The organism is Alloalcanivorax venustensis, from assembly GCF_047495515.1.
GTDB lineage: Bacteria > Pseudomonadota > Gammaproteobacteria > Pseudomonadales > Alcanivoracaceae > Alloalcanivorax > Alloalcanivorax venustensis.
This window is the reverse complement of record NZ_CP179934.1, coordinates 1,080,247-1,094,605: the sequence shown is the minus strand read 5'-3', so window position 1 is coordinate 1,094,605 and position 14,359 is coordinate 1,080,247. Positions and strand designations below refer to the sequence as shown.

Annotated in this window: 19 protein-coding genes; 6 read left to right on the top strand and 13 right to left on the bottom strand. The window is 67.2% G+C overall.

The features are described 5' to 3' along the window. Nucleotides 1-244: 244 nt before the first annotated feature. The 4 genes from ACMG4O_RS05230 to dxs all read left to right on the top strand — a co-directional run bounded on the left by ACMG4O_RS05230 (nt 245) and on the right by dxs (nt 3,974). Nucleotides 245-655, top strand: coding sequence for a GFA family protein (locus tag ACMG4O_RS05230; RefSeq protein ID WP_414434551.1), 411 nt, complete (start codon nt 245-247; stop codon nt 653-655). 94 nt (nt 656-749) lie between these two features. Then, nucleotides 750-986, top strand: a complete 237-nt coding sequence (locus ACMG4O_RS05225) for an exodeoxyribonuclease VII small subunit (RefSeq protein ID WP_067609609.1) — start codon at nt 750-752, stop codon at nt 984-986. Beyond that, nucleotides 976-1,878, top strand: coding sequence for a polyprenyl synthetase family protein (locus tag ACMG4O_RS05220; RefSeq protein ID WP_194855489.1), 903 nt, complete (start codon nt 976-978; stop codon nt 1,876-1,878). Before ACMG4O_RS05225 ends, ACMG4O_RS05220 begins: the two co-directional genes overlap by 11 nt. A 173-nt stretch (nt 1,879-2,051) precedes the next feature. Beyond that, nucleotides 2,052-3,974, top strand: coding sequence for a 1-deoxy-D-xylulose-5-phosphate synthase (dxs, locus tag ACMG4O_RS05215; RefSeq protein WP_414434550.1), 1,923 nt, complete (start codon nt 2,052-2,054; stop codon nt 3,972-3,974). A 19-nt stretch (nt 3,975-3,993) separates the two neighbouring features. Here dxs and thiL read toward each other — a convergent pair whose 3' ends face one another. The 8 genes from thiL to ACMG4O_RS05175 form a co-directional block, all read right to left on the bottom strand. Beyond that, on the bottom strand, nt 3,994-4,914 hold the full coding sequence (gene thiL / locus ACMG4O_RS05210; protein ID WP_414434549.1) for a thiamine-phosphate kinase: 921 nt from the start codon (nt 4,912-4,914) through the stop codon (nt 3,994-3,996). A 29-nt stretch (nt 4,915-4,943) separates the two neighbouring features. Then, a complete protein-coding gene (gene nusB / locus ACMG4O_RS05205) occupies nt 4,944-5,441 on the bottom strand; it encodes a transcription antitermination factor NusB (RefSeq protein WP_194855486.1) in 498 nt (165 codons plus the stop codon). Next, nucleotides 5,441-5,911: a 6,7-dimethyl-8-ribityllumazine synthase gene (ribE, locus tag ACMG4O_RS05200; RefSeq protein ID WP_067612907.1), complete on the bottom strand. Its 471-nt coding sequence runs from the start codon at nt 5,909-5,911 to the stop codon at nt 5,441-5,443. Before ribE ends, nusB begins: the two co-directional genes overlap by 1 nt. A gap of 10 nt (nt 5,912-5,921) precedes the next feature. After that, nucleotides 5,922-7,031, bottom strand: a complete 1,110-nt coding sequence (gene ribBA, locus ACMG4O_RS05195; RefSeq protein WP_142947390.1) for a bifunctional 3,4-dihydroxy-2-butanone-4-phosphate synthase/GTP cyclohydrolase II — start codon at nt 7,029-7,031, stop codon at nt 5,922-5,924. 66 nt (nt 7,032-7,097) lie between these two features. Continuing rightward, entirely contained in the window at nt 7,098-7,760 is a 663-nt protein-coding gene (locus tag ACMG4O_RS05190; RefSeq protein WP_142947391.1) for a riboflavin synthase, read from the bottom strand. Nucleotides 7,761-7,872: 112 nt separating this feature from the next. Then, a complete protein-coding gene (locus ACMG4O_RS05185) occupies nt 7,873-8,454 on the bottom strand; it encodes a transglutaminase-like domain-containing protein (RefSeq protein WP_414434856.1) in 582 nt (193 codons plus the stop codon). 16 nt (nt 8,455-8,470) lie between these two features. Beyond that, nucleotides 8,471-8,857 carry a tautomerase family protein gene (locus tag ACMG4O_RS05180; protein WP_370212586.1) on the bottom strand — a complete coding sequence of 129 codons (387 nt, stop codon included), beginning with the start codon at nt 8,855-8,857 and terminating at the stop codon, nt 8,471-8,473. Nucleotides 8,858-8,885: 28 nt separating this feature from the next. Then, nucleotides 8,886-9,308, bottom strand: a complete 423-nt coding sequence (locus tag ACMG4O_RS05175; protein WP_414434548.1) for a GFA family protein — start codon at nt 9,306-9,308, stop codon at nt 8,886-8,888. 98 nt (nt 9,309-9,406) lie between these two features. Here ACMG4O_RS05175 and ACMG4O_RS05170 point away from each other — a divergent pair, with 98 nt between their 5' ends. Beyond that, on the top strand, nt 9,407-10,039 hold the full coding sequence (locus ACMG4O_RS05170) for a nitroreductase family protein (RefSeq protein WP_414434547.1): 633 nt from the start codon (nt 9,407-9,409) through the stop codon (nt 10,037-10,039). 37 nt (nt 10,040-10,076) lie between these two features. On the opposite strand, the gene ACMG4O_RS05165 is transcribed toward ACMG4O_RS05170, so the two are convergent. From ACMG4O_RS05165 to ACMG4O_RS05155, 3 genes are all read right to left on the bottom strand, one after another. Beyond that, complete coding sequence (locus ACMG4O_RS05165; RefSeq protein ID WP_142947394.1) at nt 10,077-11,048, bottom strand: NAD(P)H-dependent flavin oxidoreductase; 972 nt, start codon at nt 11,046-11,048, stop codon at nt 10,077-10,079. A gap of 171 nt (nt 11,049-11,219) precedes the next feature. Then, a complete protein-coding gene (locus ACMG4O_RS05160) occupies nt 11,220-11,846 on the bottom strand; it encodes a TetR/AcrR family transcriptional regulator (RefSeq protein ID WP_142947395.1) in 627 nt (208 codons plus the stop codon). Nucleotides 11,847-11,924: 78 nt separating this feature from the next. Beyond that, nucleotides 11,925-12,626 carry an FMN-dependent NADH-azoreductase gene (locus tag ACMG4O_RS05155; protein ID WP_414434546.1) on the bottom strand — a complete coding sequence of 234 codons (702 nt, stop codon included), beginning with the start codon at nt 12,624-12,626 and terminating at the stop codon, nt 11,925-11,927. Between the two features lie 147 nt (nt 12,627-12,773). Between ACMG4O_RS05155 and ACMG4O_RS05150 the strand changes: the two genes are divergently transcribed. Continuing rightward, nucleotides 12,774-13,655, top strand: coding sequence for a LysR substrate-binding domain-containing protein (locus tag ACMG4O_RS05150; protein WP_414434545.1), 882 nt, complete (start codon nt 12,774-12,776; stop codon nt 13,653-13,655). Here the strand turns inward: ACMG4O_RS05150 and ACMG4O_RS05145 are convergent. Further along, the gene (locus ACMG4O_RS05145) at nt 13,652-13,978 is read right to left on the bottom strand and encodes a YnfA family protein (protein WP_221929714.1); all 327 of its coding nucleotides are present in this window, start codon (nt 13,976-13,978) and stop codon (nt 13,652-13,654) included. The two genes, ACMG4O_RS05150 and ACMG4O_RS05145, sit on opposite strands and share 4 nt — an antisense overlap. Next, complete coding sequence (locus tag ACMG4O_RS05140) at nt 13,975-14,301, bottom strand: DUF2834 domain-containing protein (protein WP_142947398.1); 327 nt, start codon at nt 14,299-14,301, stop codon at nt 13,975-13,977. The genes ACMG4O_RS05145 and ACMG4O_RS05140 overlap by 4 nt, the downstream gene beginning before the upstream one ends. Nucleotides 14,302-14,359 lie beyond the last annotated feature (58 nt).

The window sequence follows — 14,359 nt, the reverse complement described above, 5'->3', positions numbered from 1 at the left end:
GACGAGCGGCGAGACCGAAACGGAGCGGCGAAAGAGCCCCGCCGGCTCCGCAAGCGAAACGCCATAGATTAAGGAGATCAGAGGAAGAAGCCGCTTGCGACGACCCGGCGGGCATTTCACTATAGGACGGCGCCCGGCGAGGCGGAAGGGCGTGTTTAGACCCTTTTGGAATCAACCGGAACTGCTCATTACGGCACCACCCGTTGTGAGCACTCACACACCTCCAGAGTCAGGAGTTGCGCCGATGACCACCTACGAAGGCGGCTGTTTGTGCGGCCAGGTCCGCTACCGGATCAGCGGCCCGTTTCACCAGTTCCACCTGTGTCATTGCTCGCGCTGCCAGCGCTTCAGCGGCACCGCCCACGCGGCCAATCTGATCGCCGCCGCCGACGCGCTGGAATGGCTCCAGGGCCAGGATCAGGTGCGCCGTTTCGACCTGCCCGAGGCGAAGAGTTTCTCGCGCGCCTTCTGCGTCCAGTGCGGCAGCATGGTGCCCCATGAAAAACGCGACGGCAGCGGCGTGATCGTCCCCGCCGGCGGACTGGACCAAACCCCGGACCTGGACCCCAACGATCACATCTTCTATGCCGACCGGGCCGGTTGGTACGACACCGGCCTGGGCGCGAAGAAGTACGACGGGCCGCCCGGCGCCTGAAGCCAGGGCCGGCGGCCGCCCCAATTGACCCCCCGGCGGTGCTGAAGTATGTTGCGCCGGCCATCCCACGAGGTCACCCGAGGTTATCGCACACATGGCCAAAAAGACCCCGCAACTGGAACAATCCCTGGACAGCCTGGAAGCCCTTGTGGAACGAATGGAATCCGGTGAGTTGACCCTGGAAGAGTCCCTGCAGGCGTTCGAGCAGGGCGTCAAACTGACCCGCGAGTGCCAGCAGGCGCTGAGCCAGGCGGAGCAGAAGGTGCGCATCCTGCTGGAGCAGGACCCGCAAGCCGAGCCGGTGCCGTTCGAAGGCCGCGATGACCAGTAACCTCAACGCCCTGGACCCGCTCAACGCCACCGTGCGCGCGCGGCTCGACCAGGCGCTGCGCGACCATCTGCCCGACCCCGCGGCCAGCGACGCCCCGCGCCTCGCCGAAGCGATGCGCTATGCGGCCCTGGCCGGCGGCAAGCGGATCCGCCCGATGCTGGTGTACGCCGCCTGCCGGCTCGCCGGCGGCAGCCTGGAACAGGCCGACGTGCCGGCGGTGGCGGTGGAGCTGATCCACGCCTATTCCCTGGTCCACGACGACCTGCCGGCGATGGACGACGACGATCTGCGCCGGGGCCAGCCCACCTGCCACCGCGCCTTCGACGAAGCCACCGCGATCCTCGCCGGGGACACCCTGCACACCTTCGCCTTCGAGCTGCTCAGCCGCGCCGGCGACTACCCGGACGGCGCCCGCGTCGGCATGGTGCGCGCCCTCACCCAGGCCGCCGGCGGCACCGGCATGGCCGCCGGGCAGATGCAGGACATGGCCGCCCACGGCCAGCTGCAGGACGTGGCCGCCCTGGAACGCATGCATTACCTGAAAACCGGCCGCCTGATCACCGCCAGCCTGACCCTGGGCTACCTGGCCGCCGGCCGCCCGGACGCCGAGCTGGCGCGCAACCTGACCGCCTACGGCGACGCCATCGGCCTGGCGTTCCAGATCCAGGACGACATCCTCGACGTGACCATGGACACCGAACAGCTCGGCAAACCCAGCAAGTCCGACGAGAAGCACGGCAAAAGCACCTTCCCGGCCCTGCTCGGCCTGCAGGCCAGCCGCGAGCGCGCCCAGGCCCTGTGCCGGCAGGCCCGCGCCGCCCTCGCCGGCTACGGCGACGCCGCCGGGCCGCTGCAACAATTGGCGGACTACATCGTGCAGCGTTCCCACTAGGGCCTGTTCACACTACTTGCATCACGCCTGTTGCGGCAAAAAGGGCATCCAGCAGGCGTGATGCAAGTAGTGTGAACAGGCCCTCCGGCGCAATCACTGACGGTGGACCCCAAGGACCGTTATAATGCCCTCCCCTTGCCAAGCCGACGCCGACTGATTCAGGCTCCCAACCAATGCAAAAGACGTTTACCGACATTCCGCTGACCCGCCCCCACACGCCGTTGCTGGACCGCATAGGCGCGCCGGCGGACCTGCGGCGACTGCCCGAAACGGACCTTGAGCAGATGGTGGACGAACTGCGCGCCTACCTGCTCTACGCCGTGGGTCGCGCCGGCGGGCACTTCGGCGCCGGCCTCGGCGTGGTGGAACTGACCGTGGCCCTGCATTACCTGTTCGACACCCCCCACGACCGGCTGGTGTGGGACGTGGGCCACCAGTGCTACCCGCATAAGATTCTCACCGGCCGCCGCGACGAGATTCTCACCGTGCGGCAGCAGCACGGCCTGTCCGGCTTCCCGAAACGCACCGAGTCGGAATTCGACACCTTCGGGGTGGGCCACTCGTCCACCTCGATCAGCGCCGCGCTGGGCATGGCCCTGGGCGCCGAGCAGGCCGGCGACAAGCGCCGCACCGTGGCGGTGATCGGCGACGGCGCCATGACCGCCGGCCAGGCCTTCGAAGCCATGAGCCACGCCGCCCACACCCGCGCCAACCTGCTGGTGATTCTCAACGACAACACCATGTCGATCGGCCATAACGTGGGCGGGCTGGCCAACTACTTCGCGCGCATCTGGTCGTCCAAGACCTACATCGCCCTGCGCGAAGGCGGCAAGAAAGTGCTCTCCGCCATGCCGGCGGCCTGGGACTTCGTGCGCCGCACCGAAGAAAGCATGAAGAACATGGTCAGCCCGGACATGCTGTTCGAGGCGATCGGCTTCAACTACATCGGCCCCATCGACGGCCACGACATCGACGAGCTGACCGCCACCCTGGAGACCATGCGCGACCTGGAAGGGCCGCAACTGCTGCACGTCTACACCACCAAGGGCAAGGGCTTCGGCCCGGCGGAAGCGGACCCGGTGGGCTACCACGCGATCAACAAGATCGAGCCCAAGGCGAAAGTGGAAGTGGCCAAGCCGGCCAAACCGAAGAGCCCCAAGTACCAGGAAGTGTTCGGCCAGTGGCTGTGCGACCTGGCCAAGCAGGACCCGCGCCTGATCGGCATCACCCCGGCCATGTGCGAAGGCTCCGGCATGGTGGATTTCGCGCGCCGTTTCCCGGAGCGCTACCACGACGTGGCGATCTGCGAGCAGCACGCCCTGACGCTGGCCGGCGGCATGGCCTGCGAAGGCCGCAAACCGGTGGTGGCGATCTACTCCACCTTCCTGCAGCGCGCCTACGACCAGCTGATCCATGACGTGGCGCTGCAGGACCTGGATGTGACCTTCGGCATCGACCGGGCCGGCCTGGTGGGCGAGGACGGCGCCACCCACGGCGGCGTGTTCGACCTCGCCTACCTGCGCACCGTGCCGAACATGATCGTGGCGGCGCCGTCGGACGAGAACGAGTGCCGGCAGCTGCTCTACACCGCCTGGCTGCACGAGGGCCCGGCGGCGGTGCGCTACCCGCGCGGCACCGGCCCCGGCGCCAAAATCGAAGACACCATGACCGCCCTGCCGGTGGGCGAAAGCCGCACGCTACGCCAGGGCAAGGGCGACGTCGCCCTGCTCGCCTTCGGCGCGCTGGTGCCGGCGGCCCTGGAGGCCGCCGAGAAACTCGACGCCACGGTGATCGATATGCGCTGGGTGAAGCCGCTGGACCGGGGCGCGGTGCTGGACGCCGCCGCCCGCCATGACCTGGTGGTGACTCTGGAAGACCACCAGCGCATGGGCGGCGCCGGTTCAGCGGTCAACGAGCTGCTGATCGACGAAGGCGTGGTGGTGCCGGTGCTCAACCTGGGCCTGCCGGACCACTTTATCCACCACGGCAAGCGGGACGCGCTGCTCGCCGAGCACGGCCTGGACGCCGTCGGCATCGAAGCCAGCGTGCGCCGGCGCCTGAAGCATCTGCACGACGCCCTGCCCCACCGCGCCTGACCCGGCCTGCCCGGCCCGACTAAAAGTGCCGCCAGCCCCCCGGCCGGGCGGGCTCGGTGCGGCCGTCCGGGTAACGCAGCAGAATCGGCCCCTTCTCGGTGATCATGCCGATGTCGCTGGTTCCCGGCGGCAGGGGCCGGGCGTCCGGCCAGGTGAACAGCAAGCAGTAGTCGTCACCGCCGGTGAGCTGCAACGGGTAACGGTCCGCCTCGTCCAGGGCCGCCAGCTCCTCGTTCACCGGCAGCGTCGCCAGATCCAGCTCCGCGCCCAGCCCGCCGCTCGCCTTGAGGATATGCCCCAGGTCCTGCAACAGGCCGTCGGAGACGTCGATGGCGGCCCCTGCCCGACCGGCCAGGGCGGCGCCCAGGTCCAGCGGGAAAGCGGGCCGGGCCAGGTGGCGGGCGCTCACCGTGGCGCGCTCGCCGGCCTGCCAGTGACGCAACCCCAGACCGCCCTGCCCGGGCACGCCGCCGATCACCAGGCGCTGGCCGGCGCGGGCGCCGTCGCGGCGCAACGCGCGGCCCGGCGTCACCGCGCCGGTGGCCTGGATGCTCACGCTCAAAGGCCCACGGGTAACGTCACCGCCGACCAGCGCGATGCCGGCCCGGTCCGCCAGATCGAACATGCCCTGGGCGAAGCAGGCCAGCCAGGCCTCGTCGGCCTCCGGCAGCGTCACCGACAGCAGGAACCACAGCGGGCGGGCGCCCATGGCATAGAGATCGGACAGATTCACCGCCAGGCAGCGATGGCCCACATCGGCGGCGGGCAGGTCGTCGGGGAAGTGATGGCCGCCAAGGCTGGTGTCCAGGGTCATTACCAGCTCGTCGCCGGCGGGCGGGAGCAGCAGGGCCGCGTCGTCGCCGGGGCCCAGCACCACGCCATCGCCCGGCGGCTGGTCCGGGCGGCGGAAGTAGCGTTCTATCAGAGCGAATTCATCCATAATCAAACGCTCCCTTTGTTATGCCACGGTCAGTCCTTGTCCGCTCCATCGTCGTCCGGGGCCTGCCGGGACGCGGCGGGGCGGTGGGCGGTTTCGGCGGAACGCAGCCGCCGCGCCAGTTTGTCCAGCACGCCGTTAACGTACTTGAAGGAGTCGTCGGCGCCAAACACCTTGGCCAGCTCGATGCTTTCGTTGATCACCACCCGATAGGGCACATCCAGACGCTCCTTGAGCTCGAAGGCGCCGATGCGCAGCAGCGCCTTCTCCACCTGGGACAGCTCCTCCACCCGGCGATCCAGGAACGGGCGCAATGCCTCGTCCAGGCCGGTCACTTCGGCGGGCACGCCGTGCAGCAGGTCGTGGAAATAGGTGCGGTCCACCTTCTGCATATCGTTGGCGGCCAGGAACTGGGCCTCGATATCGCTCAGCGTGGCGCCGGCAAGCTGCCACTGGTACAGCGCCTGCAACGCGTAGCGGCGCGCCTTGCGGCGCGCGGCGGGGGAAGACGGTACGGCGGACTGGGTCATTAAAGCGCCTTGAACAGAGAAACCATTTCCAGAGCGGACATCGCGGCCTCGGCGCCTTTATTGCCGGCCTTGGTGCCGCTGCGCTCGATCGCCTGCTCGATGGACTCCACGGTGAGCACACCGAAGGCCACCGGCACGCCGGTGTCGTTCTGCACCGCGGCGATGCCCTTGGCGGCCTCACCGGCCACGTACTCGAAGTGGGCGGTGCCGCCCCGGATCACCGCGCCCAGCGCGATCACCGCGTCGTAGTCGCGCTTTTCCAGGATCTTCTTCACCGCCACCGGCAGCTCCCAGGCGCCGGGCACGCGGATGATCTCAATGTCATCGCGGGCCACGCCGTGGCGCACCAGGGTGTCCACCGCGCCGGCCAGCAGCGCTTCCACCACAAAGCTGTTGAAACGCGCCACCACCAGGGCGTAACGGCCGCCCACGTTGTTCAGAGTGCCTTCGAAGGTTTTGATATCGTGCATGTGTTTTTCCTTAGCCGTCCGCTTCCACGTATTCGACGATCTCCAGGTCGAAACCGGAAAGCGCGTTGAATTTCATCGGTGAGCTGAGCAGGCGCATCTTGCGCACGCCCAGCGCCTTGAGAATCTGAGAGCCGGTGCCGATGTTGCGATAAGTGCGCGACTCGCCCTTGGGCTTGTTGGCGGTGCCGTCGAAAAACGCCTGCAGGCGGTCCAGGGTGGGCTCGGAGTCCTCGTCCTGGCCGAGGATGATCACCACCCCGGTTTCCGCGTCGGCCACCGCTTCCAGCACCCGGTGCATGTTCCAGCCGGTGCGGCCGTTGAGCTTGGCGCTCATCAGATCGCGCAGCGGGTCCACCTGGTGCACCCGCACCGTCACTTCCTTATCCTCGTGCACCTCGCCTTTGACCAGGGCGATGTGCACATGGCCGTCGACGGTGTCGCGGAACGCCACCAGCCGGAATTCACCGTACCAGGTGTCCAGCGGGTGCTCGGACACCGGCTCGATGGTCTGTTCGTTGAGCGCGCGGTACTGAATCAGGTCGGCGATGGTGCCGATCTTGATGCCGTGCTCCTGGGCGAAGCTCTCCAGGTCCGGGCGGCGCGCCATGGAGCCGTCCTCGTTCATCACTTCGCAGATCACGCCGGCGGCCTCACAGCCGGCCATCACCGCCAGATCGCAGGACGCCTCGGTGTGCCCGGCGCGGCGCAGCACGCCGCCCGGCTCCGCCATCAGCGGGAAAATATGCCCCGGCTGGACGATGTCCGACGCCTTGGCGTGCTTGGCGGCGGCGGCCTGCACGGTGCGCGCCCGGTCGGCGGCGGAAATGCCGGTGGTGACGCCCTCGCGGGCCTCGATGGAGACGGTGAACTTGGTGCCGAAGCCGCTGCCGTTGGCGCGCACCATCAGCGGCAGATCCAGCTGCTCGCAACGCTCCTTGGACATCGGCATGCAGATCAGGCCGCGCCCGAAACGGGCCATGAAGTTGATCGCCTCGGGAGTCACGTGTTCGGCGGCCATCACCAGGTCGCCTTCGTTTTCCCGGTCCTCGTCGTCCATCAGGATCACCATCTTGCCCTGACGGATGTCCTCGATCAGTTCTTCAATGCTGTTGAGTTGCATGAAACCTACCTTTTAATGCACGCCGCGCGTGCCGGTGTTTGCGCGCCCTCGGGCCACCGCCGCGAGCTACTTCAGAAAACCGTGCTCGGCCAGGAACGACATGGACACGCCCTCCGAACCGGGCCGGGCGGCGCGCTCGCCGAGCAGCAGCCGCTCCAGATAGCGCGCAATGATATCAACTTCCAGGTTCACTGGCGTCCCCGGTTTCCAATCCTGGATGGTGGTGACGTCCTGGGTGTGGGGAATGATGTTCAGCGAGAACAGCGCGCCGTCCACGCTGTTCACCGTCAGGCTGATGCCGTCCACGGTGATCGAGCCCTTCTGGGCGATGTAGCGGGCCAGCTCCGCCGGCGCCTCGATGTCGATGCGCACCGAGCGGGCGTCCGGGGTCATCGCCTTGACCGTGCCAAGGCCGTCCACATGGCCGCTCACCAGGTGCCCGCCCATGCGCGTGGAGGGCGTCATCGCCTTCTCCAGGTTCACCCGGCTGCCGCTCTTGAGCTGCTTCAGGGAGGTCAGCGACAGGGTTTCGCCGGAGACATCGGCGCTGAAGCTGTCGCCGCCGGCCAGGGCGGTGACCGTCAGGCAGACGCCGTTGACGGCGATCGAGTCACCCAGCTTCACGTCGCCGAAATCCAGCTCGTCGCTGTGGATACGCAGCGTCACGTCGCCGCCACTGGGCGTCAGCGCCGCCACATGGCCCTGGGCCTCGATGATGCCTGTGAACATGGCTTACCTCTGTGTGATGCGGATACGGGCACCGGTGGAACCGGCCAAGCGTGCGGAAAACCGCCCGGCGCGCGGAAAAAGCAGGAGCGCAATGATAAACGCCCGGGGGATTTCAGTCCAAACCTGCCGTCGGCCGGTCCGGCAGGCTCTCGGCCACGGCGTCCCAGGTCTCGTGCTGCGTCAGCGTGCTCACTACCTCCGGCAACGGCCGGGCATGGACGCCGGGCAGATCGGCCTCTCCGTCAACGAGCAGGGGAAAAGCCAGCTTCTCCTCCGGCGGACGGAACGCCGCCTCGATCCCGGGCTTGTTGCCCCTGGCGTCGACGCGGTACCAGCCAAACGGCGCCAAATAGACCGCGTTCAAGCCGTGCAGGCAAAACGGAGGCCGGTCGGTCACGGTCAGGCGCTGATAGCACAAGCCCGCGGGAATGCCGTTGGCACGCAGCAACGCCGCCAGCAGGTGGCTCTTGGCGTAACAATAGCCGGTACCGTGCGCCAGCACGTCCGAGGCCCTGCAGGTCACCGGGTTGAGGCGGAAGTCCCAGCTATGGCGAATCTCATCGCGCACGAACAAAAAGCACTTTTCCGCAATCACCACCGGATCATCACTGTCCCCTTTTAAACGCGCCGCGGCCGCCTGGACTGCCGGGTTACGCCAGTCGATCCAATCGCTGCTTTCCAAATAGGGCGCCATCGATTCCATAGGGCATCTAAACCTTCACCTGGTACTTCAAATCGGCGGCCTCGTCGCCGGTCATGCCACGAAACCCCCAGCAATGGGGCGGCTGTTCGTGCAGCGTGATCTCCACATCCACCGGCCGAATACCCAATTCCGTTTCGATACGCTCAAACAGCGTCTTGATCAGCGTTTTCTGGGTTTCCGGGCGTCGCCCGGCCATCATATTGATCTCGATAACCGTATAGGCGTCGCTGCGTCCGCCCGGGTAATAAAAATCGACCGCTTCCATGGGAATGAAGCGATGCGCGCGCTTGTCCTCGGGCATGCCCAATACGTCACGCATGCTGCCGTGGATCACGTCCGACAGCCTGCCCTTGATGGGATTGAGCCGTTCCTTGATGCCGTAAATCAAAATCACTGTTCTTCTCTTCCAGGCAGCTTGTGTATTAGCGGAGGGTCGGTTCCGGCTTCCAGGCTTCAGCGAACCGCGGCAGATCGTCCAGAATCGGCCACCAGTTGGCCTTGGAGCCGGTGTAGGCGTGAAACACCGGGCGCGCCTCCAGGGGCTCGTTGAACAGCCCGGCGCGGATCCGCAGCACGCCGGGTAGGTCGGCCTTGCGGCTGTAGACCGGCGAGCCGCAGCGCCCGCAGAAGGCGCGGAACTTGCCCGGCGAGGACTCGTACTCGGTGATCAGCTGGCGACCGCTCAGCAGCTCAAAGGCCGCTTCCTCCACCGGCGTGTTGGTGGCGAAGGGGGCGCCCTGGGCCTTGCGGCACTGCTGGCAATGGCATACCTGAATCGGCGCCAGGGGGCCGCGGACTTCAAAGGCGATGCCGCCGCACAGGCAGCTTCCGGTGTAGGATTGCACGATCTTTCTCCGTGTTGCGGGTGTGGACGCTGTGCCTCGATACCGGAGAGGATAACGGCTTACCCGCGAACCGGCACTGTTTCGACACTGGAGTCCCCATGACGCTTGAAGACGCCCTCAACTGGCGCTACGCCACCAAACGCATGACCGGGGAAAAAATCCCCGAGGAGAAAGTGGAGCGGATTCTGGAGGCGGCCCGGCTGGCGCCGTCGTCCTTCGGCCTGCAGCCCTACACCCTGCTGGTCGCCGAACCGCTGGCGCTGCGCCAGCGCATCGCGCCGGTGGCGATGAACCAGCCGCAGATCACCGAGTGCTCGCACCTGATCATTTTCGCCGCCTGGAGCCCGGTCACCGAGGCCCAGGTCGAGGACATGGTGAATCTGATCGCCGAGGAGCGCGGCCAGCCCCGGGACAAGCTGGCCGGTCTGGAAAAGACCGTGAAAGGCAAGGTGGCCGGTTTCGCCTCCGAGGAAGAGGGCTTCCAATGGGCCGCCCGCCAGGCGTACCTGGGGCTGGGCATGGCCCTGGCGGCGGCCGCCATGGAGCGGGTCGACGCCTCGCCCATGGAGGGCTTCGATCCGCCCGGGCTGGACCAGCTGCTGGGCCTGCGCGAGCAGGGGCTGCGCAGCGTGGCGCTGATGGGCCTGGGCTACCGGGACACCGACAACGACCGTCAGGCGGGCCAGAAAAAAGTACGCCGGCCCAGGGAAGCCCTGGCCCGGCGTCTTTAGCGGCCGGCGCGCGCTCCCTGAGAGCGCGTTACAAGCGTTAGTAGCGCTTGGCGTCCAGCGCCTTGGCGGCGGCGTGGTACTCGTCGGCGAGCTGGTCGACGATATTGGCCGCCGGGCGCACCGCGTCCACCACGCCGATGCCCTGGCCGCAGCCCCAGATGTCTTTCCAGGCCTTGGCCTTGGAACTGCCGCCGGAGCCGAAATTCATCGCCGACGGGTCGCTTTCCGGCAGGTTGGCCGGGTCCAGACCGGCCTTGGCGATGGACGGCGCCAGGTAGTTGCCGTGCACGCCGGTGAACAGGTTGCTGTAGACGATATCGGTGGCCTTGCTGTCGACGATCATCTGCTTGTAGGCCTGATCCGCGTTGGCCTCCTCACTGGCGATGAACATCGAGCCGATATAGGCCAGGTCCGCGCCCATGGCCTGGGCCGCCAGCACCGAGGAGCCGCTGGCGATGGAGCCGGACAGGGCCAGCGGGCCGTCGAACCACTGGCGGATTTCCTGAATCAGCGCGAACGGCGACAGCTGGCCGGCGTGGCCCCCGGCGCCGGACGCCACCGCGATCAGGCCGTCGGCGCCCTTCTCGATGGCCTTGCGGGCGAAGCGGTCGTTGATGATGTCGTGCATCACCGTGCCGCCCCAGCCGTGCACCGCCTGGTTGAGCTCTTCACGGGCGCCCAGGGAGGTGATCACCATCGGCACCTTGTACTTCTCGCACAGCTCCAGGTCTTTCTCCAGACGGTCGTTGGTCTTGTGCACGATCTGGTTCACCGCGAACGGCGCGGACGGCTGGTCCGGGTGCTCCCGGTCCCAGGCGGCCAATTCCTCGGTGATGCGCGCCAGCCATTCGTCCAGCTGCGACAGCGGCCGTGCGTTCAGCGACGGGAACGAGCCCACCACCCCGGCCTTGCACTGGGCGATGGTCAGGTCCGGGTTGGAAATGATGAACAGCGGCGAGCAGATCACGGGCAGCCGCAGGCGTTTGGCGATTTCCGGGGGCAGAGACATGGCGATTCCTGTTAAGTGGGTGACGTTTACTTTGTAAATCTTTCGAATTCGGATAAACCGGGGATCGTGCTCTGGCACGGCGTCCGGTTCGGAAGGCAAATATTTACAACGTACATTTTATAAAATCAAGCGCTCCTGACATCGGCTGGCGTCCGCCGGTGAGCGATTCGGTCAGGATTCGTCGTCGCGGCGCGGCGGCGACACCGCCATGCCCGCCAGCAGGGTGCGCATGGTTTTCTTGCGCAGGGTGTCCGCGTCGATCTCGCCGCCCAGCCGCCCGGCCATGTCCAGCACCACGATGCCGTGCAGGGTGGACCAGAACATATAGCCGATCAGGTCGGCGTCGCCGTCCATCATCCCTTCGCGGATCATATCACGCACATAGCCGACCATGGTCTCCCGGGCGCGGCGGCTGGCGCGCACCAGCTCCGGGTAGCGGCTCTCGTCGACCTGGGAGATCTCCGACATCAGCTGGTAGGCCGCCGGATGCTCGGTGGCGAAGCGCACATAGGCGTCGCCGATGGCGCGGGCGCGCTCGCGGGCGTCGCTGCCCTGGGCCAGCCCCGCCTCCAAAGCGGCGGCGAAGCGGTCCAGCGCGGCGGCGCGCACGGTGGCGAGAATCTCGTCCTTGTCCTGGAAATAGCGGTACGGCGTCATCGGGCTGACGCCCACCCCGGCGGCGATCTGCCGCATGGTGACGTTATCCGGTCCGCGCTCCACGAACAGTTCCGTGGCCACCTCGCAGACGCGCTCGCGGAAGGCGGCGATCTCCTGGTCGGTTTTCGGCTTCTTGGGCAACGGGGCGCTCCATGGTCTGCGGGCACAGGGCCGGACGGCAAAGGCTTACAGTGTAAACCAAACGCCGGGGCCCCGGCATCACGCGGATACCGCCCGCGGCACGGGGAAAGCGTCCCGCTGCAGCCGGGCCACCAGCCGCTCCACCTCGGCCAGGGCGTCGCGTACCGACGCGTCCAGCCGCTCGCCGCCCTCCTCCTGGTACTCAATGGCGATCTCATGGAAGTGCTCGATGCCAATCAGTTCCAGCGCGGTGCGCACGCTGGCTTCCAGATGGTTCAGGTGCGCCAGCGGGCCGCCGGCGCCCAGGCCGAACCCGCCCCGGGACGACAGAATCACCGCGTGGCGCGGCCGGTCGTTGAGCAGCGGGCCCACCGGGTGATCGATGTTGGCCGGATCGAAATAGATGGTGCGCTCCACGCGCACAATCTGGTCGATCCAGGCCTTGAACGCCGCCGGGTAGCTGTAGTTGTACAGCGGCACGCCCAGCACCAGCACGTCGGACTGGATCACCTCGTCCACCAGGCTGTCGCTCTCCGCCAGCACCTGCTGCAGGGCGGCGGGGCGCTGCGTCGACGGCGTAAAGGCGGCTTCGATCCACTCCACGTTCAGCAGCGAAGGCGGCCGGACGCCCAGATCCCGGCGCGTCACCGCATCCCGCGGCCGGGCGGCTTTCCAGTGCTCGATGAAGTGGTGGCTCAGCCGCCGGCTGTGCGAGCCGTGCTCGTGGGTGCCGGAACGTCCGGGGCGGGGGCTGGCGTCGAGGTGCAATAAGCGGGTCATGGCATTGTCTCCGGTCAGGGTTGGCTTGCAGGTGAGCTGATCTCACTCCTGCTTGACAGGCTTCCCATGAAACCGGAGGCTTAAAGCCGCGACAAACGATGAATTCTTGCCGTGAAGGCAAAATAAAACTCATCCATAAGGCACCCCATGAGCGCCCGCAAACTGCCCTCCCTGTCCGCCCTGCGCGCCTTCGAGGCGGCGGCCCGCCACCGCAGCGCCAAAGCCGCCGCCCAGGAACTGTCGGTGACCCCCACCGCCATCAGCCACCAACTGCGGCAACTGGAGGACTACCTGGGCGTGGCCCTGTTCGTGCGCAAACCGCGCCAGCTGGTGCTCACCGGCGCCGGCCAGACCCTGCTGACGGCGTCCAGCGAGGCGTTCGATACCCTCGCGGAAACGGTGGCCCGGCTGCGCCACGACCCGGGCCACCAGACCGTCACGCTGTCCACCATCCCGGCGGTGGCCGGGCGTTTTCTGCTGCCCTGGGTGTGCCTGCTGCGTGACCGCCACCCGCAACTGAATCTGAACCTGCGGATCTCCCACGACCTGGTGGCGCTGGACGGCGTCGCCGCCGACATGGCGATCCGCTACGGGGACGGCCACTGGCCCGGGCTGGTGTCGGAGAAGCTGTTCGATAACGTCTTTGTCCCCGCCTGCAGCCCGACCCTGGGCATCACCCGGCACGACGATCTGCACCGGCACACCCTGCTGCACTACCAGCCGCCCAGCCATTCCGGCGCCCTGCTGAGCTGGACGACCTGGCAAAAGCTGGCGCGGGTGCCCGACCTGGACATGGGCGCCGGCCTGGTGTTCTCCGACGAGACCCACACCATCACCGCCGCCCTGGACGGTCAGGGCATTGCCTTGATGAGCAAGGCGCTGATCGCCGACGAACTGGCCAGCGGCCGGCTGGTACAGCCGTTCGGGCCGGATCTGCACGCCAAGCCCTTCCACCTGGTGTACCCGGAAGAACGGCTGCGCGAACCCGCCATCGCGGCGGTGCGGGAATGGGTGCTGGGGTTGCGTTAGGCGCCGCGCGGGCCGAACAAAATGACGCCGGCGCCGACGAGGCAGATTCCGGCGCCGAGCAGGTCCCAGCGGTCGGGGGCGCGCTGCTCCACCAGCCACAACCAGAGCAGCGACATAACGATATAGACGCCGCCGTAGGCGGCGTAGGCGCGGCCGGCATAGTCGGTGTCGACGAGACTGAGCAGCCAGGCGAACAGCGCCAGGCTGACCAGGCCGGGCACCAGCCACAGCGGCGTTTTCTCCAGCCGCCACCAGGCCCAGACCGAAAAGCAGCCGGCGATTTCCGCCAGGGCGGCGGCGATGTAGAGAAGCGGTGTAATCACTTATTGGTGCCTGAATTGAGCCGCAACAGCAGGTAGACGGCGAAGCCGGTGGCGACGCCGGGCACCAGCCCCAGCAGCGGCGCGATCCAGCCGTGTTTTACCGGCCGGGCCTTCGCTTCGTAAGCCACCCAGGTGGTGAGCACCACCCAGCACATGATGGTGTCCAGGGAATAGCCGGTGGCATAGGGATTGACGAAACCGGCACTGATGGCGGCGAGCAGATCCGGGTCACCGATCAGCGGCGGAATCACGATCACAACGAACAGCAGCGCGAACAGCGCCGCCCAGAGCACGAGCAGCAGGCGAAAGGTTCCGGTGGTCATGGTGAGGCCCTCATTTTTCTCAGGAGCTTAGCCCTGGCCACCCGGAGAAAGCAAAAGC

Bases quoted from the DNA above. Each gene is read 5' to 3' on its own strand.
- nusB (WP_194855486.1), bottom strand. From the start codon at position 5,441: ATGACCCAGTCCGCCGTACCGTCTTCCCCCGCCGCGCGCCGCAAGGCG.
- thiL (WP_414434549.1), bottom strand. From the start codon at position 4,914: ATGGATGAATTCGCTCTGATAGAACGCTACTTCCGCCGCCCGGACCAG.
- ACMG4O_RS05150 (WP_414434545.1), top strand. From the start codon at position 12,774: ATGAGCGCCCGCAAACTGCCCTCCCTGTCCGCCCTGCGCGCCTTCGAG.
- ACMG4O_RS05155 (WP_414434546.1), bottom strand. From the start codon at position 12,626: ATGACCCGCTTATTGCACCTCGACGCCAGCCCCCGCCCCGGACGTTCC.
- ribE (WP_067612907.1), bottom strand. From the start codon at position 5,911: ATGCACGATATCAAAACCTTCGAAGGCACTCTGAACAACGTGGGCGGC.
- ACMG4O_RS05165 (WP_142947394.1), bottom strand. From the start codon at position 11,048: ATGTCTCTGCCCCCGGAAATCGCCAAACGCCTGCGGCTGCCCGTGATC.
- dxs (WP_414434550.1), top strand. From the start codon at position 2,052: ATGCAAAAGACGTTTACCGACATTCCGCTGACCCGCCCCCACACGCCG.
- ACMG4O_RS05230 (WP_414434551.1), top strand. From the start codon at position 245: ATGACCACCTACGAAGGCGGCTGTTTGTGCGGCCAGGTCCGCTACCGG.
- ribBA (WP_142947390.1), bottom strand. From the start codon at position 7,031: ATGCAACTCAACAGCATTGAAGAACTGATCGAGGACATCCGTCAGGGC.
- ACMG4O_RS05190 (WP_142947391.1), bottom strand. From the start codon at position 7,760: ATGTTCACAGGCATCATCGAGGCCCAGGGCCATGTGGCGGCGCTGACG.
- ACMG4O_RS05225 (WP_067609609.1), top strand. From the start codon at position 750: ATGGCCAAAAAGACCCCGCAACTGGAACAATCCCTGGACAGCCTGGAA.
- ACMG4O_RS05140 (WP_142947398.1), bottom strand. From the start codon at position 14,301: ATGACCACCGGAACCTTTCGCCTGCTGCTCGTGCTCTGGGCGGCGCTG.
- ACMG4O_RS05170 (WP_414434547.1), top strand. From the start codon at position 9,407: ATGACGCTTGAAGACGCCCTCAACTGGCGCTACGCCACCAAACGCATG.
- ACMG4O_RS05220 (WP_194855489.1), top strand. From the start codon at position 976: ATGACCAGTAACCTCAACGCCCTGGACCCGCTCAACGCCACCGTGCGC.
- ACMG4O_RS05185 (WP_414434856.1), bottom strand. From the start codon at position 8,454: ATGGCGCCCTATTTGGAAAGCAGCGATTGGATCGACTGGCGTAACCCG.